General features: G+C 64.7%; 15 protein-coding genes. 1 reads left to right on the top strand and 14 read right to left on the bottom strand.

The window, feature by feature from the left end; all coding sequences use genetic code 11:
* Positions 1-3: 3 nt before the first annotated feature.
* The 14 genes from JN279_RS31350 to tssA are packed head-to-tail and all read right to left on the bottom strand — an operon-like array spanning position 4 to position 16949.
* Entirely contained in the window at positions 4-843 is an 840-nt protein-coding gene (locus JN279_RS31350; protein ID WP_183456791.1) for a DUF4150 domain-containing protein, read from the bottom strand.
* Between the two features lie 31 nt (positions 844-874).
* Positions 875-1414 carry a type VI secretion system-associated protein TagF gene (tagF, locus tag JN279_RS31345; RefSeq protein WP_202351127.1) on the bottom strand — a complete coding sequence of 180 codons (540 nt, stop codon included), beginning with the start codon at positions 1412-1414 and terminating at the stop codon, positions 875-877.
* Positions 1396-4932: a type VI secretion system membrane subunit TssM gene (gene tssM / locus JN279_RS31340; protein WP_202351126.1), complete on the bottom strand. Its 3537-nt coding sequence runs from the start codon at positions 4930-4932 to the stop codon at positions 1396-1398. Before tssM ends, tagF begins: the two co-directional genes overlap by 19 nt.
* A 1-nt stretch (position 4933) precedes the next feature.
* The gene (gene icmH, locus JN279_RS31335; protein WP_202351125.1) at positions 4934-6256 is read right to left on the bottom strand and encodes a type IVB secretion system protein IcmH/DotU; all 1323 of its coding nucleotides are present in this window, start codon (positions 6254-6256) and stop codon (positions 4934-4936) included.
* A 4-nt stretch (positions 6257-6260) separates the two neighbouring features.
* Positions 6261-7595: a type VI secretion system baseplate subunit TssK gene (tssK, locus tag JN279_RS31330; RefSeq protein ID WP_096455186.1), complete on the bottom strand. Its 1335-nt coding sequence runs from the start codon at positions 7593-7595 to the stop codon at positions 6261-6263.
* Positions 7596-7634: 39 nt separating this feature from the next.
* Entirely contained in the window at positions 7635-8087 is a 453-nt protein-coding gene (gene tssJ, locus JN279_RS31325; protein ID WP_096455188.1) for a type VI secretion system lipoprotein TssJ, read from the bottom strand.
* A 3-nt stretch (positions 8088-8090) separates the two neighbouring features.
* Positions 8091-9557 (bottom strand): type VI secretion system-associated FHA domain protein TagH, encoded by a 1467-nt coding sequence (gene tagH / locus JN279_RS31320; protein WP_202351124.1) that lies wholly within the window; start codon positions 9555-9557, stop codon positions 8091-8093.
* Positions 9554-10639: a type VI secretion system baseplate subunit TssG gene (gene tssG, locus JN279_RS31315; RefSeq protein ID WP_096455192.1), complete on the bottom strand. Its 1086-nt coding sequence runs from the start codon at positions 10637-10639 to the stop codon at positions 9554-9556. The genes tagH and tssG overlap by 4 nt, the downstream gene beginning before the upstream one ends.
* Positions 10603-12477, bottom strand: coding sequence for a type VI secretion system baseplate subunit TssF (gene tssF / locus JN279_RS31310; RefSeq protein ID WP_202351123.1), 1875 nt, complete (start codon positions 12475-12477; stop codon positions 10603-10605). The genes tssG and tssF overlap by 37 nt, the downstream gene beginning before the upstream one ends.
* A gap of 1 nt (position 12478) precedes the next feature.
* On the bottom strand, positions 12479-13234 hold the full coding sequence (gene tssE, locus JN279_RS31305) for a type VI secretion system baseplate subunit TssE (protein ID WP_202353835.1): 756 nt from the start codon (positions 13232-13234) through the stop codon (positions 12479-12481).
* Positions 13221-13670 (bottom strand): Hcp family type VI secretion system effector, encoded by a 450-nt coding sequence (locus JN279_RS31300; protein ID WP_416361774.1) that lies wholly within the window; start codon positions 13668-13670, stop codon positions 13221-13223. The genes tssE and JN279_RS31300 overlap by 14 nt, the downstream gene beginning before the upstream one ends.
* Positions 13671-13724: 54 nt before the next feature.
* Complete coding sequence (gene tssC, locus JN279_RS31295; protein WP_095199081.1) at positions 13725-15227, bottom strand: type VI secretion system contractile sheath large subunit; 1503 nt, start codon at positions 15225-15227, stop codon at positions 13725-13727.
* Between the two features lie 3 nt (positions 15228-15230).
* Positions 15231-15770, bottom strand: a complete 540-nt coding sequence (gene tssB / locus JN279_RS31290) for a type VI secretion system contractile sheath small subunit (protein ID WP_096455200.1) — start codon at positions 15768-15770, stop codon at positions 15231-15233.
* Positions 15771-15776: 6 nt separating this feature from the next.
* Positions 15777-16949: a type VI secretion system protein TssA gene (tssA, locus tag JN279_RS31285; RefSeq protein ID WP_202351122.1), complete on the bottom strand. Its 1173-nt coding sequence runs from the start codon at positions 16947-16949 to the stop codon at positions 15777-15779.
* A gap of 303 nt (positions 16950-17252) precedes the next feature.
* Here tssA and tssH point away from each other — a divergent pair, with 303 nt between their 5' ends.
* Positions 17253-20096, top strand: a complete 2844-nt coding sequence (gene tssH / locus JN279_RS31280) for a type VI secretion system ATPase TssH (RefSeq protein ID WP_202351121.1) — start codon at positions 17253-17255, stop codon at positions 20094-20096.
* Positions 20097-20111: the final 15 nt, after the last annotated feature.

Below are 20111 nucleotides of genomic sequence, written 5' to 3'. Positions count from 1 at the left end.
CTTCTAGGAGCGCCCGGCTCTGATGCTGGCGCCAATCTTGGAGACCTTTGTGCCTTGTGTGTTGGAGTGCGCGCGACAATGCGGCCTCACCATCTCAGGCTTGCTCATGAGTTCCTTGAACGCGTCGGGCGACGGTTTGAGATGGCAGCCGCCGAGTTCCCATGCACGGTTCAGAGGCGGCTGATGATCCGGTGTCATCTTCTTTCGATCACGGTTTTTGTAGCGTTTTTTCCCACCGGAATCGGCCTTGCCGTAGTCCTCCTCGCGCATCCATTTGCCGCCTGGTGTCTTGGCCCGCTTTCCCGCACGGATCTGTTTTGCGCACTCCCAGCACTGCTTGCCGTAAACCTCGTCCTTCTGGGGTTGTTTGATGCTCGGGCGGTGCTTGTCGCTGTCGTAGGGCGTCTTGCATTTGCTCTTGCGATAATCGCTGCCAAGCGCCGCTTTCAGGATCACGAGCGCGCCGGGTGCGGTGCAGTTCGGCGGTCTGCTGGCTTCATTCTGGAGTAGCGGATCGCCATGGCGGCAGACGCCCTTGCCTTCGACTTTCACCGTGAAAGACCAGAGCGTGAAGTTGCCCTTGCCCTTGGTCTTGTGCGTTATGACCCCACCGCCTTGCGTGCCTGGCTCATTGCCGGTGCTTGTCGCGATCTCCGAAACGTCCTCCAGGCACGTTGGATTGCCGTCGGCCTTGACGCTCTTGCTGCCTTTTGTCAGATCGCTGGCGAACAGCATGTTGACATAGGGCACGGGCAGGGGGCCTGCCGGCGGCGGCGGTGGTGTCAAACAAACGTCACCCGGGGCAATGCCCTTGCCGTCACTGCCCTTGTGGAACCATCCCATCTTCTCGGCGAATACGGTGCATCCCATCGGCTTAGAATTCCACCGTTTCGGCCGGTGCCGCACGCATCGCCGGCAAGGCATTGGCAGCGAGATCCTGGATGTCGGCGAAACTGAACTCTTTGACCTGCCAATCATCACTCCAGAACGCAATTCGTTGCGTATCACCAGCCGAGCCAGGAGGAGGTAATTCCTGCAGTTGCTCGGCCAGTCTTGTTTGCGGCCAATAGTCGCCGACACAACTCTGGATCAGCGCCACGACCGCGTCGAACCACGGATCGAGGGGCTCCGGTGGTGGGCCCAACCGCACGATGGCGAATGGATAGCGCCGGCCGACGCGATCCTCGCTCATCCGCCACACGCCGGCGCAGGGCTGGTCGCCGAAAATGCCAGCCTGGATGATGAAGCGCCATGCCCGGGTGTCGAGGTCTCCCTCGTCGGGCCGTGCCAGCAATTCCATCGACATCCAGCGGTCCCAGCGGTCGATGAAAATCCGCGGCAGGTTGGCGGCGACGAAATCTCCGGTCGCCGGGATCTTGCCGAAGAATCCAGTGTTCATATCTGCGGCGGACATGAGAATTTCTTGAACATCTCCAGATTGTAGGGGTTCTCGACGCTGGCGGCCTTGAGCTCGAAATCGGCATACATGCCTTTCGTGCCCAGGCGCAGGCTATAGACATCGGAGAGCGACGTGCCGGCGAAACGGCCGCTGCGCAGCATCCTCAGCCAGGCCCAGCTGCCGGTTTCGTTGAGCATGATTTCGGGCGATCCGTCGATGGGCTGGAAGGCGAGCGAAATGACCCCGGTGCCGTCCTTGCCGGGCCAGGTCATCGGCTGCGGCCGCGTCGCGTTGTTGTAGTAGACCAGAGTCTGGCCATCGAGATTAAGCGTGACGCGCGTGACGTTGGGAGACAGGTCCTTCGGTTCGAGCGTGAAGCTCATCACCGGTCCGGTGCCGCCGGGGAAGAGATCGTCGCGGATATGCCTGGCCTGCTCGAAGGCCGCCAGCGCCGAAGGATCGAGGCCGAAATCGGCGCGCCATTTCCACGGCTGGCTGGTGGTGTCGACATAGTTGATCAGGTGGTCGTTGATGAAACCGTCGATCAGCCCTGCCGGTCCGAACAGGCGGGCGAAATCACGCACATTGACGTCCACCGCGCTGTCGGCGCTGAACGGATAGCGGTCGTTCAGCGCCGCCTGGCAGAACGGCAGTATGTCCGCCCGCCAGATGGCGTTGAGTTCCGAAGTGACCGCCTTCTGTGTCAAATTGCTGGTGTCACCGGCAATGCCTCCGAGCCAGGCGTTGATAGGGTCGGGCAGGATCTGTGCTTGCCTCGCGACCGCGCCCGTCAACTCGGCAAGGCCGCCCTGCTTCTTGATGGCATCCTGCGGATTGGGATTGGCGGTGACCGTCTGCAGCACATTCGACAGCGCGGTCAGCGCGACGACGGCGGCATCGAGCGCCGGCGGCTGGCCGTCGACCTCGGCAATGGTGCTCTTCAGCGGCTTGAAATGCGCGGCCACCAGACTGCCGGTCAGGTCCACCTCTGTGGCTGACCCGGCGCGGGGCAGCAGTTTCGCACCGCTTGTCGCCAGCTTGCCGAGTTTTCCCAACTTGCCGAGCAGTTTCGAAGCGCCCTTGGCTGCCGCCTTGTCGTCGGCGGGCGCCTCGTCGGAACGCGTCAGTTCGGTCTCCTGGACGATCGCCGTCAACAGCCGCTTCAGCGCTGAATCGGCACTCGAGAGATCCTTCAGGTTTTCGCTGGCGACATTGAGATCGGTCAATGGCGCAAGCCGCATGTCGCGCAGGAAGCTGTCCCATTGCGCGATGTAGTCGTCATAGTAGAGCTTCAGAATATCCTCGGACAGCGCCGAGACCGAGGTCTCGGAATTCTCCGAGCAGCCGCCGGCGAAAACCGCGCGGTCGAGCGCCGCCTGGGCGGCGACATCGTCGATGCGGTCGAGAATGGCGTCGTGGAAGCCGGCATAGGTGAAGGCTCCGGCAATGCCGACGCGAAGTGTCTTGTCGGAACGCCGCGCAAACACCTTGCCGCCATTGGGGCCGGCGAAATTGGCCGGGACCCATTCCTTGAGCCCTGCCACCTCCGGATCGGCCAGCAACTGCTTGTAGGCACGCGCCGGCAACGAGATCGTGCACACCGTTTTCAGCGCTTCGGCGACCAGCGCCTGGTCCGGCGCGACATAGCTTTCATCGACCGCCATGCGGCGGATGGCGGCAAGCTGATGCTCTTCGGCATCGGCGGTCGGAAACGGTGCCGCGGCCGCGAATTCCGGCAGGCTGTTGACCCACCAGTTCTGGGCGAAATCGGGGTCCATCTGCGACAGGCCGGTCATCATGCGATAGGTCTTGAGCGCCCCGAGCATGAAATCCGGATCGCGGATCTGCCGCCACATGGTCGCCTCGAGCAGCGCCACCATGCGCGGCTCGAGAACATTGCGCAGGGCGTGGTCGTAAGTATCGGTCTGGGCCCGCACCAGTTCGGCCGAGGCCGATGGCCCCAGCAGGTCCTGGGGGGCGCCCGGCGGTGCTGTGCGGGCATTTGCGACCGTGTCCATCGCCTCGAGCGCACTGTCGATGGCGGGCTGCTGCACCGATGCCGGGTTTGCGGCAACGGAGGTCAGCGGCGTCTGCAGCGCTTCGAACTGGCTTGCCTGGGCCGTGATCGCGTTGCGGTTGTCGAAATAGGACCAGGTGAACAGCCCGCCGGCCAGCAAGGCCGCCGCTGCACATGCGGCCGCGGCACCGCGCCAGATCCAGGCGCGGCGGCGCTGCGCCAGCGGATCGAACGTGCCGAGGCCGGCTTCCCTGAAGATGACGTCGGTGAGCAGGTTCTTCAGGAAGAAGCTGCGTTTCTCGACCCTTGGCGCGGGCAGGGCCCGCCGTGGCGGCAGGCCGAAGGACGACGACAGCGCCGCTGTCAGCCGGTCGATGGGCGCGCCTTCCTGCGTCGCCGATGTCAGATAGAGGCCGCGCAGCCAGGCGGCCTCCTCATAGCGGCTTTCGCCGAACATCGCCTCGACCAGCACCTGGATCGGTTCGGACAGGCTGGACAGCTGAGCAGGGAACCTGAAGATCTCGGCGCGGGCGGCGAGCTTGTCTTCGTCCTCCAGGCGCGGCACCAGCCGCCGCTCCAGTTCCGTCGCCAGCGTCGAAATTTCGCGTTCGATCGTCTTGGCATCGACGCGCGCATCCAGCGCGAAGGTCGTTCCCCAGACCTGCTCGCGCGAGGCGGTCGACAGGCCGCCGAAGAAAGCCTCGAAACCCTTGATCAGATCGGCCTTGGTTAGCATCAGATAGACCGGAAGGCGGATTTCCAGCCGGTCGTTGAGTTCGGCCAGCCGGCGGCGGATCTTACGGCCGTGCGCCTTGATCGCTTCGTCGCCCTCCGAAAGCACGTCGATCGAAAGCGCGACGATCACGCCGTTGAGCGCGCGGCGGCCGCGATGCTTCTTCAGAAGGTCGAGGAAGCCCAGCCATTCCGCCGCGTCGACATCGGGCTGGCTCTCCTGCTGGACATAGCGTCCGGCGGTGTCGATCAGAACCGCGTTCTCGGAAAAGAACCAGTCGCAGTTGCGCGTGCCGCCAACCCCTTGCAGATCGTCCGTGAGGTCGATCGGAAAATTCAGTCCGGACTGCCGCAAGGCCGTGGTCTTGCCGGTGGCCGGCGGCCCGACGATCACGTACCATGGCATCTCGCGCAGGAACTTGCGTCCGCCGAGCTTGCGGCGTTTCAGTTCGGCCATCACCTCGGCGAACTTGGCGCCCACGGCGGCGACGTTCTCTTCGCCGGGGCTGAGCGGCTTTTCCGCCACGGGTGCGGCGATCTCGGCGACGAACAGGCGATTGGCGCGGATCGCCCGGCGCTGGGCGACGATCAGCCAGATCAGCCAGAAAATGACCAGCAGCGCGATGATGACGATGCGCACATTTTCGGAGGCGAATGGTTCGTAGGGACCGACCCTGACGATCGGACCGAACACCCAGATGACCAGGGAAAGCAGTGTGATGCCGATCAGCGTCCACAGCCAGCGCGATGTCAGGACCGCCCAGAGGAAGCGCAGGATGAACATCTCACAGCCTCTTTTCGACGAGCACCTCGACGCGGCGGTTCAGGGCTCGCCCCTCGCGCGTGCTGTCGCTGGCCACCGGGTCGGTAGCCGCGCGGCCCTCGGAATGAACGCGGTCCTGCGGCACGCCGTTCTGGACCAGCATGTCGGCGATTGTCTGGGCGCGCGCCTCCGACAGCCTCTGGTTGGTCGACAGCGGATTCGTCTTCTGCAGGGGAACGCCGTCCGTATGCCCGATCACCGTGATGTTTCCGATCAGCTCCTGATTGGCGAGGATCACCTTGGCGATCGAAGCGATCAGCGGCTCGAAGCCGTCGGTCAGCTGTGGCCGCGACGACTGGAACAGTTCCGGGTTGGAGGCCTGGATGACCAGCTTGGCCAGCGACACGCTCTCGGTGCCGCTGAGCGCGGATTTGAGGCCAGCCGGCGCCCCGGACTGGAATTCCGGCAACAGCGCAAAATCGACTTTCTCCGGCGGCGGGGCGTCGACCTTGGGCGAGGTGCGGCTGATGTCGCCGCGTTCAGGTGGCGGCAAGGCACGAACAAGGGCTGAAAGCTCGACCGCCTGGCTGCTCAACCCCATCGACAGCCCGACATGGATGGCGGTGGCGATGACCGCCGCACCGAGCGCCATGACCCAGATCGGTACGATGAAGCGCTGCGGCTCGTCGGAGGCGACCACGCCTTTCCAGTTTGGCGACAGTGGCGCGCCTTCGGCGTCGGCATCGCGCAGGAAGCGCGCCGCCGCCACGCGAACGGCGTTGAGCGATCGGTCGCCCGAGCGGCCGGGCACGCGATATTTGCCGCGGAAGCCGAGCGCCATGCAATCATACTGCAGTTCCAGCAATTCGCGGTCGCGGTTGGGATGGCGTTCCAGTTCGTCGAGGCGCGTGAAGAACTGCGTGCCGGCATCGACATCGCCGCGCAGCATCACCACAAGCGGCTGCCGCGGCCAGGCGCTGGCTCCGCCCCAGGGCGTGTTCAAGGCGAGATCGTCGAGCAACGCCGCCACCACCCATGCCGCCTGATCGGCCCGCTCCAGCGAGGACCCCGCCGCCATTGCCGTGTCGCGTGCCCGAACCAGTTCTTCGAGCAATCGGGTGCGCAGCGCTTCCGGGTTCTCCGGCGCCAGCGCGCTTTCAAGCTCGGGCGCGAATTCGAGCAGGGGTGCGAATGCGTTGACGAGCGCGTTCGGATGCGTGCGAGACCGCTTTACCGCCGCGCCTGGCAAGAGCGGCGCCATCGGCCGCGGTGCCGGCGCGCCGGTCAATCGTATGCGGGTGCGTTCGCGATCCTCCGACAGTCCGAACGGATCATCGCGGCTCATCATCTCACCTGTTCACCGAGTAGCAGTCCACCTGCGGCTCGCTCGGCAACACGCCCGAAACGCCGATGACGAAGCCGGGGGCATCGAGCAGCGACGCCCAGTGTTCGCTTTTCTGGTCGAGTTCGAGGCACAGCCGATCGCCGTCGTAAGGGATCTCGCGCGGCTGGGAATGAAGCGGTTTCAGCGGGATGCCGGGCAGACGCGATTTCCACAGGCCCTCGAACTGGTCGGCCGAACCGACGGTCGCCTGGTTGACGAAGATCTTGCGCAGCGCGTCTTCCGACAGCTCCGAACCGACCCGGATGACGATGCGGCTGGCGACCAGCAGCTTCGGGTTGTCGATGCGGATCTTCCAGACATTGGTCGAATGCCGCATGACCGGCAGCGCCCGCGATTTCGGCTCGATGTAACGCAGGCTGAGGATGAGCGAGCGCAACGCATCCGCCAGCGCCATATAGGCAGGCCCCGGCGCCATGTGGTCGTAAGCGGGCAACTCGCCCAGCCGCCGCGCGCTCGATCCGTAGGTCGCCATCGAACCGGCGAGCCCGGCAAGTTCCAGGTAAAGCTCGGCCGGATGGAATACATCCTGCGCCAGCATGTGGGCCAGCCGCGGCCGCGCTGCATTGGCGAGATGGAGCATCAGCAGGTCTTCGACGCTGCGTCCCGGTCCGCCCATGACCATCTTGCCATGTGCCTCGGCGATCTGGTCGAGGCCGGTGACGACTTCCTGCAGCAATTGCCGGTACCAGGCCACCGCGCCGGTCACCAGTGTCGGTGGCAGGAAGGCCTCGTCCAGCGAGACGCCGCCATCGGCTCTTATCCCCTTGAGGTCGGCGATCGGCAAGGCTGTGTAGCCACCGACCGACCTGCCGGGCGCAAGCAGCAACGCCTGCGGACGGGCGATTTCGATTTCTTCGGGATCTGAACCACCCTGGACGGCGTCACGCACGGAGACGATCCGCCCATGATAGCGTGCTCCCGAGGCGGCGGCGTGCGCCGGATCGAAGCCGACCCCACCGGGCGGCTCGAGCGGCAACGCGACCAGCACCGGTCCGGCGCCCGTGTCCGGGGTGACCGGCAAGGGTCGCGGCGCATCCATCATGTCGGGAATGGAGAAAGGCGTCCCGTCCGGGAAGATGCCCCGTGCCGACAGGATCGAGATCTGGCCGGCCTCCAGCAATGCCTGGTCCAGCGTCAGCTGTTGAAAGCCGAACGTGTGCAGTTGCCCGGCCTGCAACGCGCCGCGCACCGTCGCTTCGAAGAAGCGATCCTGCTGTTGGAAATGCTGGGTCCGCAGGAAAAGGCCTTCGGACCACAGCACCCTGTTTGCATCGCTCATGCCATTACTCTCTGCATCGAGCTCCCTTTGCTTTGGCCGCTAGGCGGAAATGCCACCGCTGCCAATCGTCACATTGATCGTGAATTTCGATCCCGCCGACACCGACTTGGTCGTCCGCCAGCTCTTGCCGGTAGGCTCGCGGATCAGGGCAACGAAGCCCAGTGCCGTCGCGTCCGGCTCGACGGTGATGGTTTTCGACGCGGACTTTCCCGGCCCGACGGCGATCTGGTCGGATCCGATGAGATCACCGCCCAGCGCGGAACCGGCATCGCCTTGCAGCGCGAAGTAGTCGGCGGAATTGAATTTGCCGGTGCTGCGCAGCCGCATGACGAGAACCGTCACCGGCCGGTCGCCGCCGCCCGGTCCCGGGTTCATGCCGGCGCCGCCGGTCACATTGACGGTGATCACCGAAGGTTTCGGCGGACCGCTCTGGCAAGCCGCAAGCAGCCCGGTCGCGCCCAGGGCAACGATGAATTCGCGTCGGTCGATCATGTTTCACTCCTCCTCATATGCGTCCCGAAAATCGGCGCCGATTTCGCCAAGGAAGCTTTTCTCGGCACTCTCGGCGATTTCACGATGGCGTTTCTGGTAGAGCTCCCACAGCTTGGCGCCGCGCCCGCCCGAAAGCAGGGTGCCGATCGCCGAATTCGATTTCAGCTCTTCCTCGATCGCGGCCGGGTCAAAACGGTCGACCATCCGGCGCAAAGCGGCCTGCACGCCGCGCCAGGCGCGCACATGGTGTTGCGCGAGATCGCGAACCGCGTCGGCGATAGCCGCTTCGCCGGCGAGAAATCCGGGGCTGCGCTCGGCAAGAAGCGTGACGATGGCGTCGTCGACCGTCGGCAGAAACTTGAGCGGATTGACTTCGGAAGCCCCGACCATGGTCTGGGCGACGCGCGCGTTTCCCTTCTCCTCGGCCCGCTTGCGCAGAAGCTGCATCAGGCCTTCCATCATCAGCCGGTATTCGCGGCCGAACTTCTCCATTTCCGCGATGCTGTCGCGCCCGGGAAAATCGGCTTCCTCGACGCCCATACCGCGCAGGAATGCGGCGCGAAGCGCCATGTCTCCCGGCACCGCTGCTACTGGCGGGCGGGCTGGCGTGGCAGCGGCACCTGTGCGGACTGGAGGAGGGGCGTCGGCTGCCTGCACAGGCAGATCCCAGGGATTGGCGGGTCGTTGGGCGCCGCGCTCATGCTGTCCGGCCTGGCCGACACCGTTTGTCGAACCGCCTGTGGCGGCGGGTCCGAAACCAAAATCATCGTTGAAATCGGACTGCTTTCCCGGAGCGAGCTGGGCGCCGTGGCCGAGGGACGGCAAGGGGTCGAGGCTGAATGGGTCCGTCTGGCTCGCCGCGCCGCCCGGTTCGCGGTAGGGGGCGGCGTCCTTCGACACAGGCGTCGAAACCGGATCGAGGCTGAACGGGTCATCGAAAGCAGGCGAGCTGCGCTGGCTGGAGGCGGCACGCTCGAACGCGCCTGCAACCGGCTGCTCGAACGGGTTTGGCAGATCGGCCGGACGCGGTCGTCGCGGTTCTTCCTCGACCTTGGCGGAAAAGAAGTCGTCACGGCCGATGCTTATCGGCGCCCGCGATGCCGGCGGCAGGCGTTCCGGAACCGGCTGGCTGGCCGCTTGTGCCTGGGCGGTTGGCATCTGCAGGTCGACATGGACGACGTAGTCGCCAAGTCTCAGCCGCATGCCGGAGCGAAGGCGCGTCGACTTGCCGGCACCGAGCGGGCTGTCGGAGTCGTCTATGAACAGCCCGCTGCTCGACGTGTCGGTGACGAAATATCCGTCTCGCCCGCCCGTAATCTTGCAATGGGCGCGGGAAACGAACATGTCGGGATCGTTGATCTGCCAGCCCGCGTCGGCGCTGCGGCCGATCACCAGCTCGCCCTCGTCCAGCCGGGTCTGCCGTACCGCCTGGGTGCGTGGCCCTTGCTCCAGCGTCAGCAGCAGGCTCATGCCGCGACCCCCGCCATTTCCGGCCGCCATCCGACAATTGTCCGCAGCCGCAGATCGTCAGCATCGCCCCTTTCGGCGGGCCGCGCAAGCCAGGCGGTCCGGCCGAGCTGGACCGTTCCGATGCGGGGCGGCGGCACCGCTTCACGCGCCAGCACGATGCGCAAATCGACGTCGAGCGACTCGCCGACCATGTCGCGGACGGCCTGCTTGAACAGTTTGAGGCGCGGACCTCCCGGCAGGAATGCCTTGAATTCCTCGAGGCCGAGAGGGCCGACGCGCAGCTCGATCCTGCTTTGGCGGCTGAAGACGCGCGGGCCGATCGTCGCCCCTTTGCCCAGCCCCGCATAGGCTTTTGCCAGGCGGGTCTGCAGCCCGGCCGGTATGGTTATCCATGCGGCAATGAACTCCTTGATTTGGACCGGCACTCTGAACGCTTCCGCCAGGAACAGCGTTAGCCGTTCCGGGCCGTCGACCTGACTGGCGAGCGACGCCGCCTGACGGAGCTTGACGGTGTCGAGATCGGGATTTTGGGTGCCAGGAAGTCCGATCCCCGCCATCGCTTCGAGCATGGCGCGGACGCGGCCGCCGACCGCGCGCTCGACCTGGACCGCCGGATGCGCATCCGCCCAGGCCCGGTAGTAGAGGGCGATCATGCGGTGCTGAAGGATGTTGACGAAGTCCACGAATGTCGTGTCGCTGGTCTGCTGTGCGTCGGCGCCGGCGAACCAGCGCTGCGACAGGCGGTCGAGCACCCAGCGCGTCAGATGCAGCGGCATTGGGCCCTCGGGTCCCAACAGGCCGAGATTTGCAACCGTGACCCGCGCCGGTGCCTTTTCGCTGGCCTCGCGGAATTGCACCAGGTCGCGCGCGGAAAAGGCCAGCCGCACATGCTGGCCGAGCCTTGCCGGCTCGCGGTCGGGGCGTCCGGAATGGCCGAACAGGCCGCCCCGTTGTTCGAGACGGCGCAGCAGTTCGAAAAAGTCGAACGCTTCGGACAGAGCTTCGGCCCGGTCCGGGCCGATCTTGTCCAGATCAGGTGTCCTGTCTAGATCAGGTAGCGATTGCCGGGCGTCATCGGCCATGGCACATCCTCCTGCTTCTGCAGCAGCCGCGTGCGGGTTCGCACGAAGCCGTTTATTCCGGCATGACGGGCAAACAGCCGCGCCAGCAAGGCCGAAAGCAGCAAGGTGCTTTGCCCCGCCAGCACCGACTGATCGACATGCAGCGTCACTTCCGTGCCGCGCCCGAAGCACATCGGCCCGTCGATCTGCAGCCGTTCGATCACCGAGCGCGAGTCGATGCGCACGATCGAATGAACGTTGCGGGCAAGGCTCGGATCGCCGCGGTCGGCGTAGAGATCGAGCAGTGCATGCAGCGGGTCGACGCCGCGGCCCTCCTTGGCGAGGCTCAAGAAATTGAGTGCCAGCTGCGCCACCATTCGCCAGGCGAGATCGTCGGCCCGGGATTCGCCATCGGCCCCGGCGGGCAGCGCCGCGGGGATGGCCGGCTGCGGCGGGCGCAACGCCCCGAGCAGCCGGACGGATTCGACCGGGTCGCCGGCCTCGAGCGTCAAGGTCGGATTGTCGTCGAGGATCGGCAGATCGCGGTTGGTGCAAAGCGCCATGATGTCGAGACGCTTCAATGGCCGGTTCGCGGGACTTGCGAGCGGCCGCGATACCGCCAGGAAAACGTCGTCCCCGGTGTATGACGTGCGGGTCAGGCCGTCGCGCCGCTCATCTTCCGTTGCCCGCCTTGGGCGCCGTTCCGTCGAATAGACCCAGCCGCTGCCGCGGTTCTGCCCGAGGCTGAACAGCTCCGGTATCTCGGCGTCGCTGCCTTCACTGTCGGCATCCTCGACGCGCAGGACACGATAGATCTCGAAGTCGCGCGCCCGCGTGCGGTCGGCGTGCAGCACCTGCCGCGTCTTGCGCTGATCGAGCTCGACGACGTTGCACTCACGCTCGAACAGATTGATGATCGGCGTCGCGAAAAGTTCGAAATCCGCCGGCGTCAGGTCGGCGAGCTCGGGCACCGGGCGGCGGAACAGGAAGATGATCTCCAGTCCGCCCTCGCATTTGCGCACCACCGGCTGCAGCCCCAGGACCCGCACATAGTGAAAGCGCTCCGGCATGATGAAGTATTCGCGCAGCAGGCGGTACCCTTCGAATGTCGGGCGGGTGCGCGGCATCAGAGCCTCGTCGTCGCTGATGCCGACCATTTCGGGTGCCGGCAGGGGCGACAGCCGGTTGGTCTTGCCTTCCGGTCGAGCGCCGACGGCAACGCAGGCACCGAAGATCGCGTCGAACAGAAGCGGCGCCTTGGTGCGTCCGGCAAAATGGAGGTCAAGCCGGTCGAGCGCCAATTCGTCGAGCTTGCCTTTTCCGGTCCGCGTCAGCGCGAGACGCAGCGCCGCCTCTCCGCCGGTGCCGCCGACCGGTCCGATGCCGGCGGCGGCCAGCGCGCTGCGATCCTGAAAGTAGCTGACCGAACTGATCGCTATCGGCCACAGGGTCATGTCCTGCGCGGTGGAGAAAGTGCAGCGCGTCGACAGGCCGGGCTGAAGGCTGGAGACCAGCCGCGTGTTGCGCTTGACGACGTGGCCGGCGGGCATGGTCTGCACCTGCTGGCCGGGTTTCAGCACGGCCATTGCCGTCGCGGGCGCCGGCGTGACCAGATCCGGATAGAGGACTTCAAGCACGCTGCGCGAAAATCGCGAGCGCTCGGCGTCGACTTTCAGTCGGGTGCGAGCGGCGAGGAAGGCGACGCCGTCCAGCAGCCGTTCGACATAGGGGTCCGGGCAGGGCACCGTATCGAGGGAAAGGTTGCGCGCCACCGCCGGATGCATGTCGGCGAATTCCGCCGCAAGGCCGCGGATGTGGGTCAGTTCCTCTTCGTAATATTCGACGAAGACCCGATCCATCTCAGGCGTCCCTAATTTCGGTCCGCGCCAAGCCGTTGTCGAGATTGATCGTGGTGCGCAGGCGCATGCGTTCCGGTGTGGGCGTCATGATCAGCACGGCATCGATCTCGATCTTCAGCCCCACGGTCTTGTCGCCTAGGGTGACGGTAACTGTCGTCGCGCTTTCCTTGAGGCGGGGCTCGAAGGTGGCGAGCACCGAGCGGATTTCGCGCGCCAGCACGTCGCGGTCAAAGTCGCGGGACGACCGGCCCGAGAAGGACGGCACGCCGTAATTGACCACGCTTCGACGGACCTCCGGAAAATCGGCGAGCGACGGCGGATTGTCCGCGATCTGCTCATTCTCCAGGTCGGACAGCAGCGGCGTGGCCTCGAAGCGCTCCGTGTTGAACAGAGCCTCGATATCGCGCCGCACCGCTTCTCTGAGCACGCGCGCCGAAACCACCACGCTGCGGCTTTCGATCTCGGCGCGGTGCTGGGTCTGGAAGGCCAGGCGATGCAGGCGCCGTTTCTGGTCCGGCGTCAGCTCCGCATCGGTGTCGATGGTCCGCGCACTGCCGGCGACGAGCGTGTCGAGACGGTCCGCGCCAAGCTCGTCCAGCAGGACATGGCGCAGCCCGTCTATCTCCGAGGTCAGGCCCGGCAAGTCATTGACGAGGCGATCCCACAGCGACGGTTGGACAGCCTCGCTTTTTGCCCGCAGGCTGCCCGCGATTTGCTGCTTGCCCGCGCCGGGCCGCCGAACCTCACTTGCCGACATAGACATCCATTTCGGCTTCATCATTGCCGTCATAGACGAACTTGATCTTCTTGTAGGCGAAGCTGACCTCTTCCTGGATCAGGTCTTCCTCGTCCTCCGCCTGCGACATGTCGTATTCCATGATCGAAGCGTCGGTGAGCGTGACGACCAGGTAATCCTTGGTCTCGCCATCGATGGTCCGCCGGGCGGAGAACACCACTTCATCCAGCGCCTTGTTCTCGAACAGCGCCTTTTTCAGATAGGGCGAGGATTTGTCGTAGTGCTTGATGAACTTGATCATGCCCATCGACACACGCCCACGGCGTGAGAGCGAATTCGGGTCATAGGGTGCGACCATCTTGTAGTCGACGCCATGGATTTCGATTTCGTCCGAGTGGCCGTCGCGGGTGCTTGGGCCCTTGATATCGGGAACCTTCAGAAAACCATCGATCTTCATTGGCATTGTCTCTCTCCACCGCTTTCAAACGAAACAAGGTCAGGTTGCTGCAAATCAGGTCTTCACGGACGGCAGCTCCGATACCAGCCGCAGCGAGGCGTTGATGCCTTCCAGCTGGTAATGCGGGCGCAGATAGAAGCGGGCGTTGTAATAGCCCGGCCGTCCTTCGACGCTATCCACCTGGACTTCGGCCGCGGCAAGCGGGCGCTTGGCGCGCGCCTTGTCGTCGGCAAACGCCGGGTTGGCCAGCACGTAGCGGTTGATCCACTCGGTCAGCCATATCTGCATGTCGGAGCGCTCCTTGAACGAGCCGACCTTGTCGCGCGCAATGGCCTTGAGGTAGTGCGCGAAGCGCGAGACCGGGAAGAGGTAAGGCAGGTTGGCGCTCAGCCGCTCGTTCGACTGGGCGTCGGGGTCGACCAGCCGGCCGGCGCGCGTCTCGTCGTCCTGCAGTGAGTGGGCGCCGATGAAGGCCGCCAGATCGGTATTCTTGCGGTGCAGGATCGGCATCAGGCCGAGCTTGGCCAGTTCGGCCTCGCGCCGGTCGTCGATCGCGACCTCGGTCGGACATTTCATCGCGATCGAGCCGTCGTCGGTCGGGAAGCTGTGCACCGGCAGGTTGAGCACCGTGCCGCCGTTCTCGACGCCGCGGATCTGCGTGCCCCAGCCGAAAAGCTTGTGGCTGCGGTTGATGTTGACGCCCATCGGGAAGGCGGCGTTCATCCAGACATATTTGTTGTGATCGCCCTGCACCTCTTCCTCGAAGGTGAAGCCCTTCACCGGAACGGTGTCGGTGCCATAGGGCAGCCTGGCCAGGACGCGCGGCATGGTCAGGCCGATATAGCGGGCGTCCTCGCTCTCGCGCAGCGACTGCCACGAGGCATAGGCCGGGTTGGAGACGATCTGCTGCAGGTCTTGCGGGTTGGGCAATTCCTGCCAGCTGTCCATGCGGAACAGGCGCGGCGAGGCGGCCGCGATAAACGGCGTGTGCGCCGAGGCGCAGATGCCGGAGATGTTGCGCAGCAGGCCGACGTCGCGCGGGTGGTTGGAGAATTCGTAGGCGCCGATAACGCAGCCGATCGGCTCGCCGCCAAGCATCGAATACTCGTCCGTATAGACTTTCTTGAAGATCGGGCTCTGGTCCCACATCTGGCCTTCATAGTCTTCGAGCGTATCGGCCAGCTGCTCCTTGGAGATGTTCATCACCCGGATCTTCAGCTTCTGATCCGTCTCGGTGTTGTTGACGAGATACCAGAGGCCGCGCCATGTGCCTTCCATCTCGCGCACTTCCGGCGCGTGCAGGATCTCGTTGACCTGTGCCGTCAGCATCTTGTCGATGCCCGCGATCAGCGACTTGATCGACTTGATCGCATTGGACGAAATGGTCGTGGTCTCGGAACGCGATTGCGCCGCGAGCGCAAGATTGCGCACGAGTTGCTGCAGCTTCTCGCTGTCGTCCTTCTTGACCTTGAAATCCTTCTCGAGGAGTCCGCTGAATTCTCCAAGGTCGATGGCTTCGGCCTCGGCGACGGCGGCAGTCTTTTGCTGTTCGGCCATGGTTTACTCCCCTGCCTTGTCGTCGTCGGCGAGTGCCTGGTTGGCGATCTTGCCAAGCAACGGCTCGTTGTTCAGCAGCTGTGCGATGCGTTTTTCGGCGTCGACGCGCCCGTCCATGAAGCCGAGCAGTTCCTCGAGCTGGCGGCGCATCTTGAGGATCTCGGCCAGTTGCGGCACCTGCGCGGCGATCTTGTCCGGGGCGAAATCGCCCATCTTGGTGAAGGTGAGATCGAGCGCCAGTTCCTCGTCGCGCTCCTGGCCTTCGGCTTGCGGTAGCGTGTTCTTCACCCGGGCTTTGACGCGGGGCCCGAGCGCCTCCATGAATTTGGGGAAGCGGTTCGCGTCGGTCTCGACGAAGGCTCGGTCCAGCACGGATTTCGACGCTTCCTTTGTCTGCGAAGCACCGGAAAGGTCGGCCATCACGGCCATGACGAACGGCAATTCGATCGTTGTCGGGCTGCCGTAGGTTTCCACATCGTAGGCGATCTGCACTCGCGGCGCGCGATTTCGTTCGATGACCTTCGCTTTGCTTTCGGCTGGCATGTGCTGTTACCTTTCATCCTTCTGAGCCGTCTTCTTGACGTCGGGAACGCCGGCAAGGAGCCGGAATTCCTTCAGCCCCGACGGGGCGAGATCTTCCATCAGTTCAACGAAATCCATGTGCACCATGCGGCGCACGCGCCGCGCCAGATGTGGGATCGGGCTCGACGGTTCGGTGCGGTCGTAGAAGGCCACGACCAGGTCGAGGCATTTCACCACGTCGTCACGCGAGGAGATCCGGTCGGGAAGCCCGGTGCTGGTCTCCGTGTAGCTTGCCGCACTTGCCATAGTATCGGCTCCATGACCGTTTCGAGCAGGCGTTGCCGGTTCTGCCGGGGTAGGCGTCTTGGCCACGCCATTCGCCACGGCGCCCGCTGCCGCGTTCCGTTCGAGGGTCGTCAGCAAACGCTGCAGAAACCGTTTTAATTCCGGAACAGGAGCGCCGCCGCCCTCGAGGCGGGCGCCCAGCGCGGTTTCGACCGCGTCGAGGGCCGCGATCGCCGCCCGGGCGTCGGCGACGAGCGCGACCATCTCGGCACCGGCCTGATCCGCCTGTGCCGCACATCCGGCACGCACCCGGTTCAACAATTGTCCGTGCGCGATGACCAGTGCCGCTTTTTCCGCCGTGTTCAAGCCCGAGGCGGCTTCCTGGAGCATGACACGGTCGTCGAGCGCGCTTTGTTCAAGGTCACGTCCGCTGATCGGTCCGATCGAGCGCGGCGCAAAGAAAATCATCTGCCGCAGGTTCGCCAACAGACCGTCCTGACCGTTCTGGAGATCGAGCAGCGCGTTGATGCGGCGCAAGGCGGCATCGCGCGGCGCAGCGTTGGGCCGCAGGGCCGGATGCATGGTGTCCCAATGCTGGTCGAAGGTCTGCGCAATGAGGGTCAGACCCTGCGCGAGCCCGGCCAATCCTTCTTCATTGGCCAGCGCGCGCGTGACGATGACGAGCAGCCGCAGGTCGCGGCCATGCGCGCGCAATTCCGCCGCCTTTGCCAGTACCGCGGACCAGTCGACCGGAATGGTGCTTTGCGAAGTTGGCTTGTTGTTGCCGTCGTGGACGACCTTGATCTCGGGTTCGGTCAGGCGCTCCAGCTCATGAAAAGCCGGGTCGTTGCGCAAATCCTCCCCTGACGGATTTCCACCGTCGAGCGGACTAAGCCAGAGTGCGACATCAAGCACACAAACCCCCAGCGACCGGCCTCAAACCGTAAGTGACGCGACGTTATCACACGGTTGCACTTTACCACAATTCAACGAGCGCTCAAAAATTAACAGAGGCTAAACGCAATCGCGCCCAGAGTGCCGAAGCCCTTGGCTTGGTTGCCTTAGCCGCACGCAAATCGCGTCGCGCAGAGGCGCGCACTGTCGTGGCCATTTGCAGCCAGTGGTGCGGGAGTTTCCACAACACGGTCCATCAGGCGCTTTGTCAAGTGACGGCTTATGTGGCAGTTTATCGCCTGGCAGATCGCAGGAGCACGTTCGATGGAACAGCGCCGGTCATCGCAGACCTTCAAACGCAAGGAACTGGTCGGCAAGCTCAATCCTGTGGGTGTCCGCGCCTTCAAGGCTGCCGCCGACGCCGCCAAGCTGCGTGGCAATCCATACGTCGAACTCGTCCATTTCATCGAGCAACTGGTGCTTTCCGACCGCTCGGATGTGCAAATGATCATCGCCGATGCCGGCGTGGATGCGAGCCGGCTCACGGCCGACATGACCCGCGCCGTCGACAAGCTGCCTTATGGCGCGACATCGATCGAGGAATTCTCCGACCATATTTTCCATGCCATCCAGGAGGCCTGGAACCTCGCGACGCTCGAGTTCGGCGTCGAGGAAGTCCGCAGCGCGCATATTCTGCTTGCCTGCCTGAAGACGCCGGTGCTGGAAGGCCTGTTGTCGAAGATCAGCGGCGAGTTTGACAAGGTCGACGCCGACGCGGTCATTTCGCGGTTCGCCGATGTCACGGAAGGCTCGCTCGAAGCCGGCGCCGCTCCGACGACGCCCGCCGCCGAAACGCCGATAAAACGAGGGCCGGGCGGAGATTCGGCGCTGGCCAAATACGCCACCGACCTGACCCAGCGTGCCCGCGACGGCAAGATCGACCCGGTCGTCGGCCGCGATCCGGAGATTCGGCAGATCGTCGATATCCTGATGCGGCGCCGGCAGAACAACCCGATCCTGACCGGCGAGGCCGGGGTCGGCAAGACCGCGGTCGTCGAGGGCTTTGCCTTGCGTATCGCCCAAGGCGACGTGCCACCCACCCTGCAAGGGGTCAGCGTGCGCATGCTCGATGTCGGATTGATGCAGGCGGGCGCCAGCGTGAAGGGCGAATTCGAAAAACGGCTGAAGGCCGTCATCGACGAGGTTCAGTCGTCCGAAACGCCGGTCATCCTGTTCATCGACGAAGCCCACACGCTGATTGGCGCCGGCGGCGCGGCAGGCACCGGCGATGCCGCCAATCTCCTGAAGCCGGCGCTGGCACGCGGCGAACTTCGCACCATCGCGGCAACGACCTGGGCTGAATACAAGCAGCACATCGAGAAGGACCCGGCGCTGACCCGCCGTTTCCAGGTGGTCAAGATCGACGAGCCGTCGGAAGCCGTGGCCGTTCTCATGTTGCGCGGTGTCGCCGGCGTGCTGGAGAAGCATCACGAGGTGCAGATACTCGATGAGGCGATCGAGGCGGCGGTCGGCCTGTCGCATCGCTACATCCCGGCACGGCAACTGCCTGATAAGGCGGTCAGCCTTCTCGACACCGCTTGCGCCCGTGTCGCCATATCGCAGCACGCCACGCCGGCCGAGGTCGAGGACATCCTGCGCCGCCGCCAGGCGCTGGAGGTCGAGCGCGGCATCATCGGTCGCGAGGCGGCGATCGGCATCGAGGTGGCCGACCGGCAGGCCCGCGTCGAGACCGGGCTTGCCGAAAGCGAGGTCACCCTGGCCGCGGCGCAGCAGCGCTGGGATCGTGAAAAGGCGCTGGTCGCCGAGATACTCGAATTGCGCGCCCGGCTGCGCGGCGAGGGCGTACCTCTCGATGCGGCGGCGACCGCCGAGGCCGATACCGAAGCGGCAGCGCCGGACGCGGAAAAGACCAAGGTGCCCCAAACTGAGCCGTCCAAGACCGAACCGCTCAACACTGAGCCGCCCAAGGCTGAAACGGCGAAGGCGGAAACGACGAAGACCAAGGCGGCCAAAGCCAAGGCCGACGCGCCGGCGGCCGCCGATCCTGCGCCGTCGGATCCGGTGGCCGACCTTGCCCGGTTGCGCGAGCTGATGGCCGAACTGGCCGAGGCGCAAGGCGAAACACCGCTGATCCTGCCGTCCGTCGACCGCAATGCCGTGGCGGCCGTGGTCCAGGACTGGACCGGCATCCCGACGGGACGGATGCTGTCCAGCCAGACCGAAAAGGCGCTCAAGCTCGCCACCACGCTTTCGGAGCGGGTCGTCGGCCAGGATCACGCCATGGAGATGATCGCCAAACGCGTGCAGACCAGCCGCGCCGGGCTTGGCGCGCCGGAAAAGCCGGTCGGCGTCTTCCTGCTCTGCGGCCCCTCGGGCGTCGGCAAGACCGAAACCGCGCTGGCGCTGGCCGAAACGCTCTATGGCGGCGAGCAGAACCTGATCTCGATCAACATGTCCGAATTCCAGGAGGCGCACACCGTCTCGACCCTCAAGGGCGCACCGCCCGGCTATGTCGGCTATGGCAAGGGCGGCATCCTGACCGAGGCGGTTCGCAGAAAACCCTATTCGGTGATCCTGCTCGACGAGGTCGAGAAGGCGCATCCCGACGTGCACGAAATCTTCTTCCAGGTTTTCGACAAGGGCATGATGGACGACAGTGAGGGTCGCCGGATCGATTTCAAGAACACGCTGATCCTGCTGACCTCGAATGTCGGTTCGGAGGTCATCATGGACCGCACGAAGAATGGCACGCTGCGGGCCGGGCTCGACGATCTCGATACCGCATTGCGCAGCCCATTACTGAAGGTCTTCCCTGCGGCCTTCCTTGGCCGGGTGGTGACCATTCCCTATTACCCGCTCTCGGATTCCATGATCGAAGCCATCACCCGTCACCAGTTCGCCAAGATCGCGCGCCGGCTGCGTGCGACCAACGATGCGGAACTGGTGATCGGCGACGGTGTCATGGATCTGGTCAAGGCCCGCTGCACCGAAATCGAATCCGGCGGACGGATGATCGATGCCATCCTGACCAACACGCTCCTGCCGGAACTGAGCCGCGGCGTGCTCAACCGGTCGCTCGCGGGCGAAAAGATGACGAAGGTCACCGTCGGCGCCTCCAAGGAAGGGTTCACCTATTCCTTCGAGTAGGCTCTGATCGTGGCG

The sequence above is a fragment of the Mesorhizobium sp. 113-1-2 genome (genome assembly GCF_016756475.1).
Lineage (GTDB): Bacteria > Pseudomonadota > Alphaproteobacteria > Rhizobiales > Rhizobiaceae > Mesorhizobium > Mesorhizobium loti_C.
The sequence above is the reverse complement of the archived record's forward strand: the minus strand, read 5'-3'. Positions and strand labels throughout refer to the sequence as shown.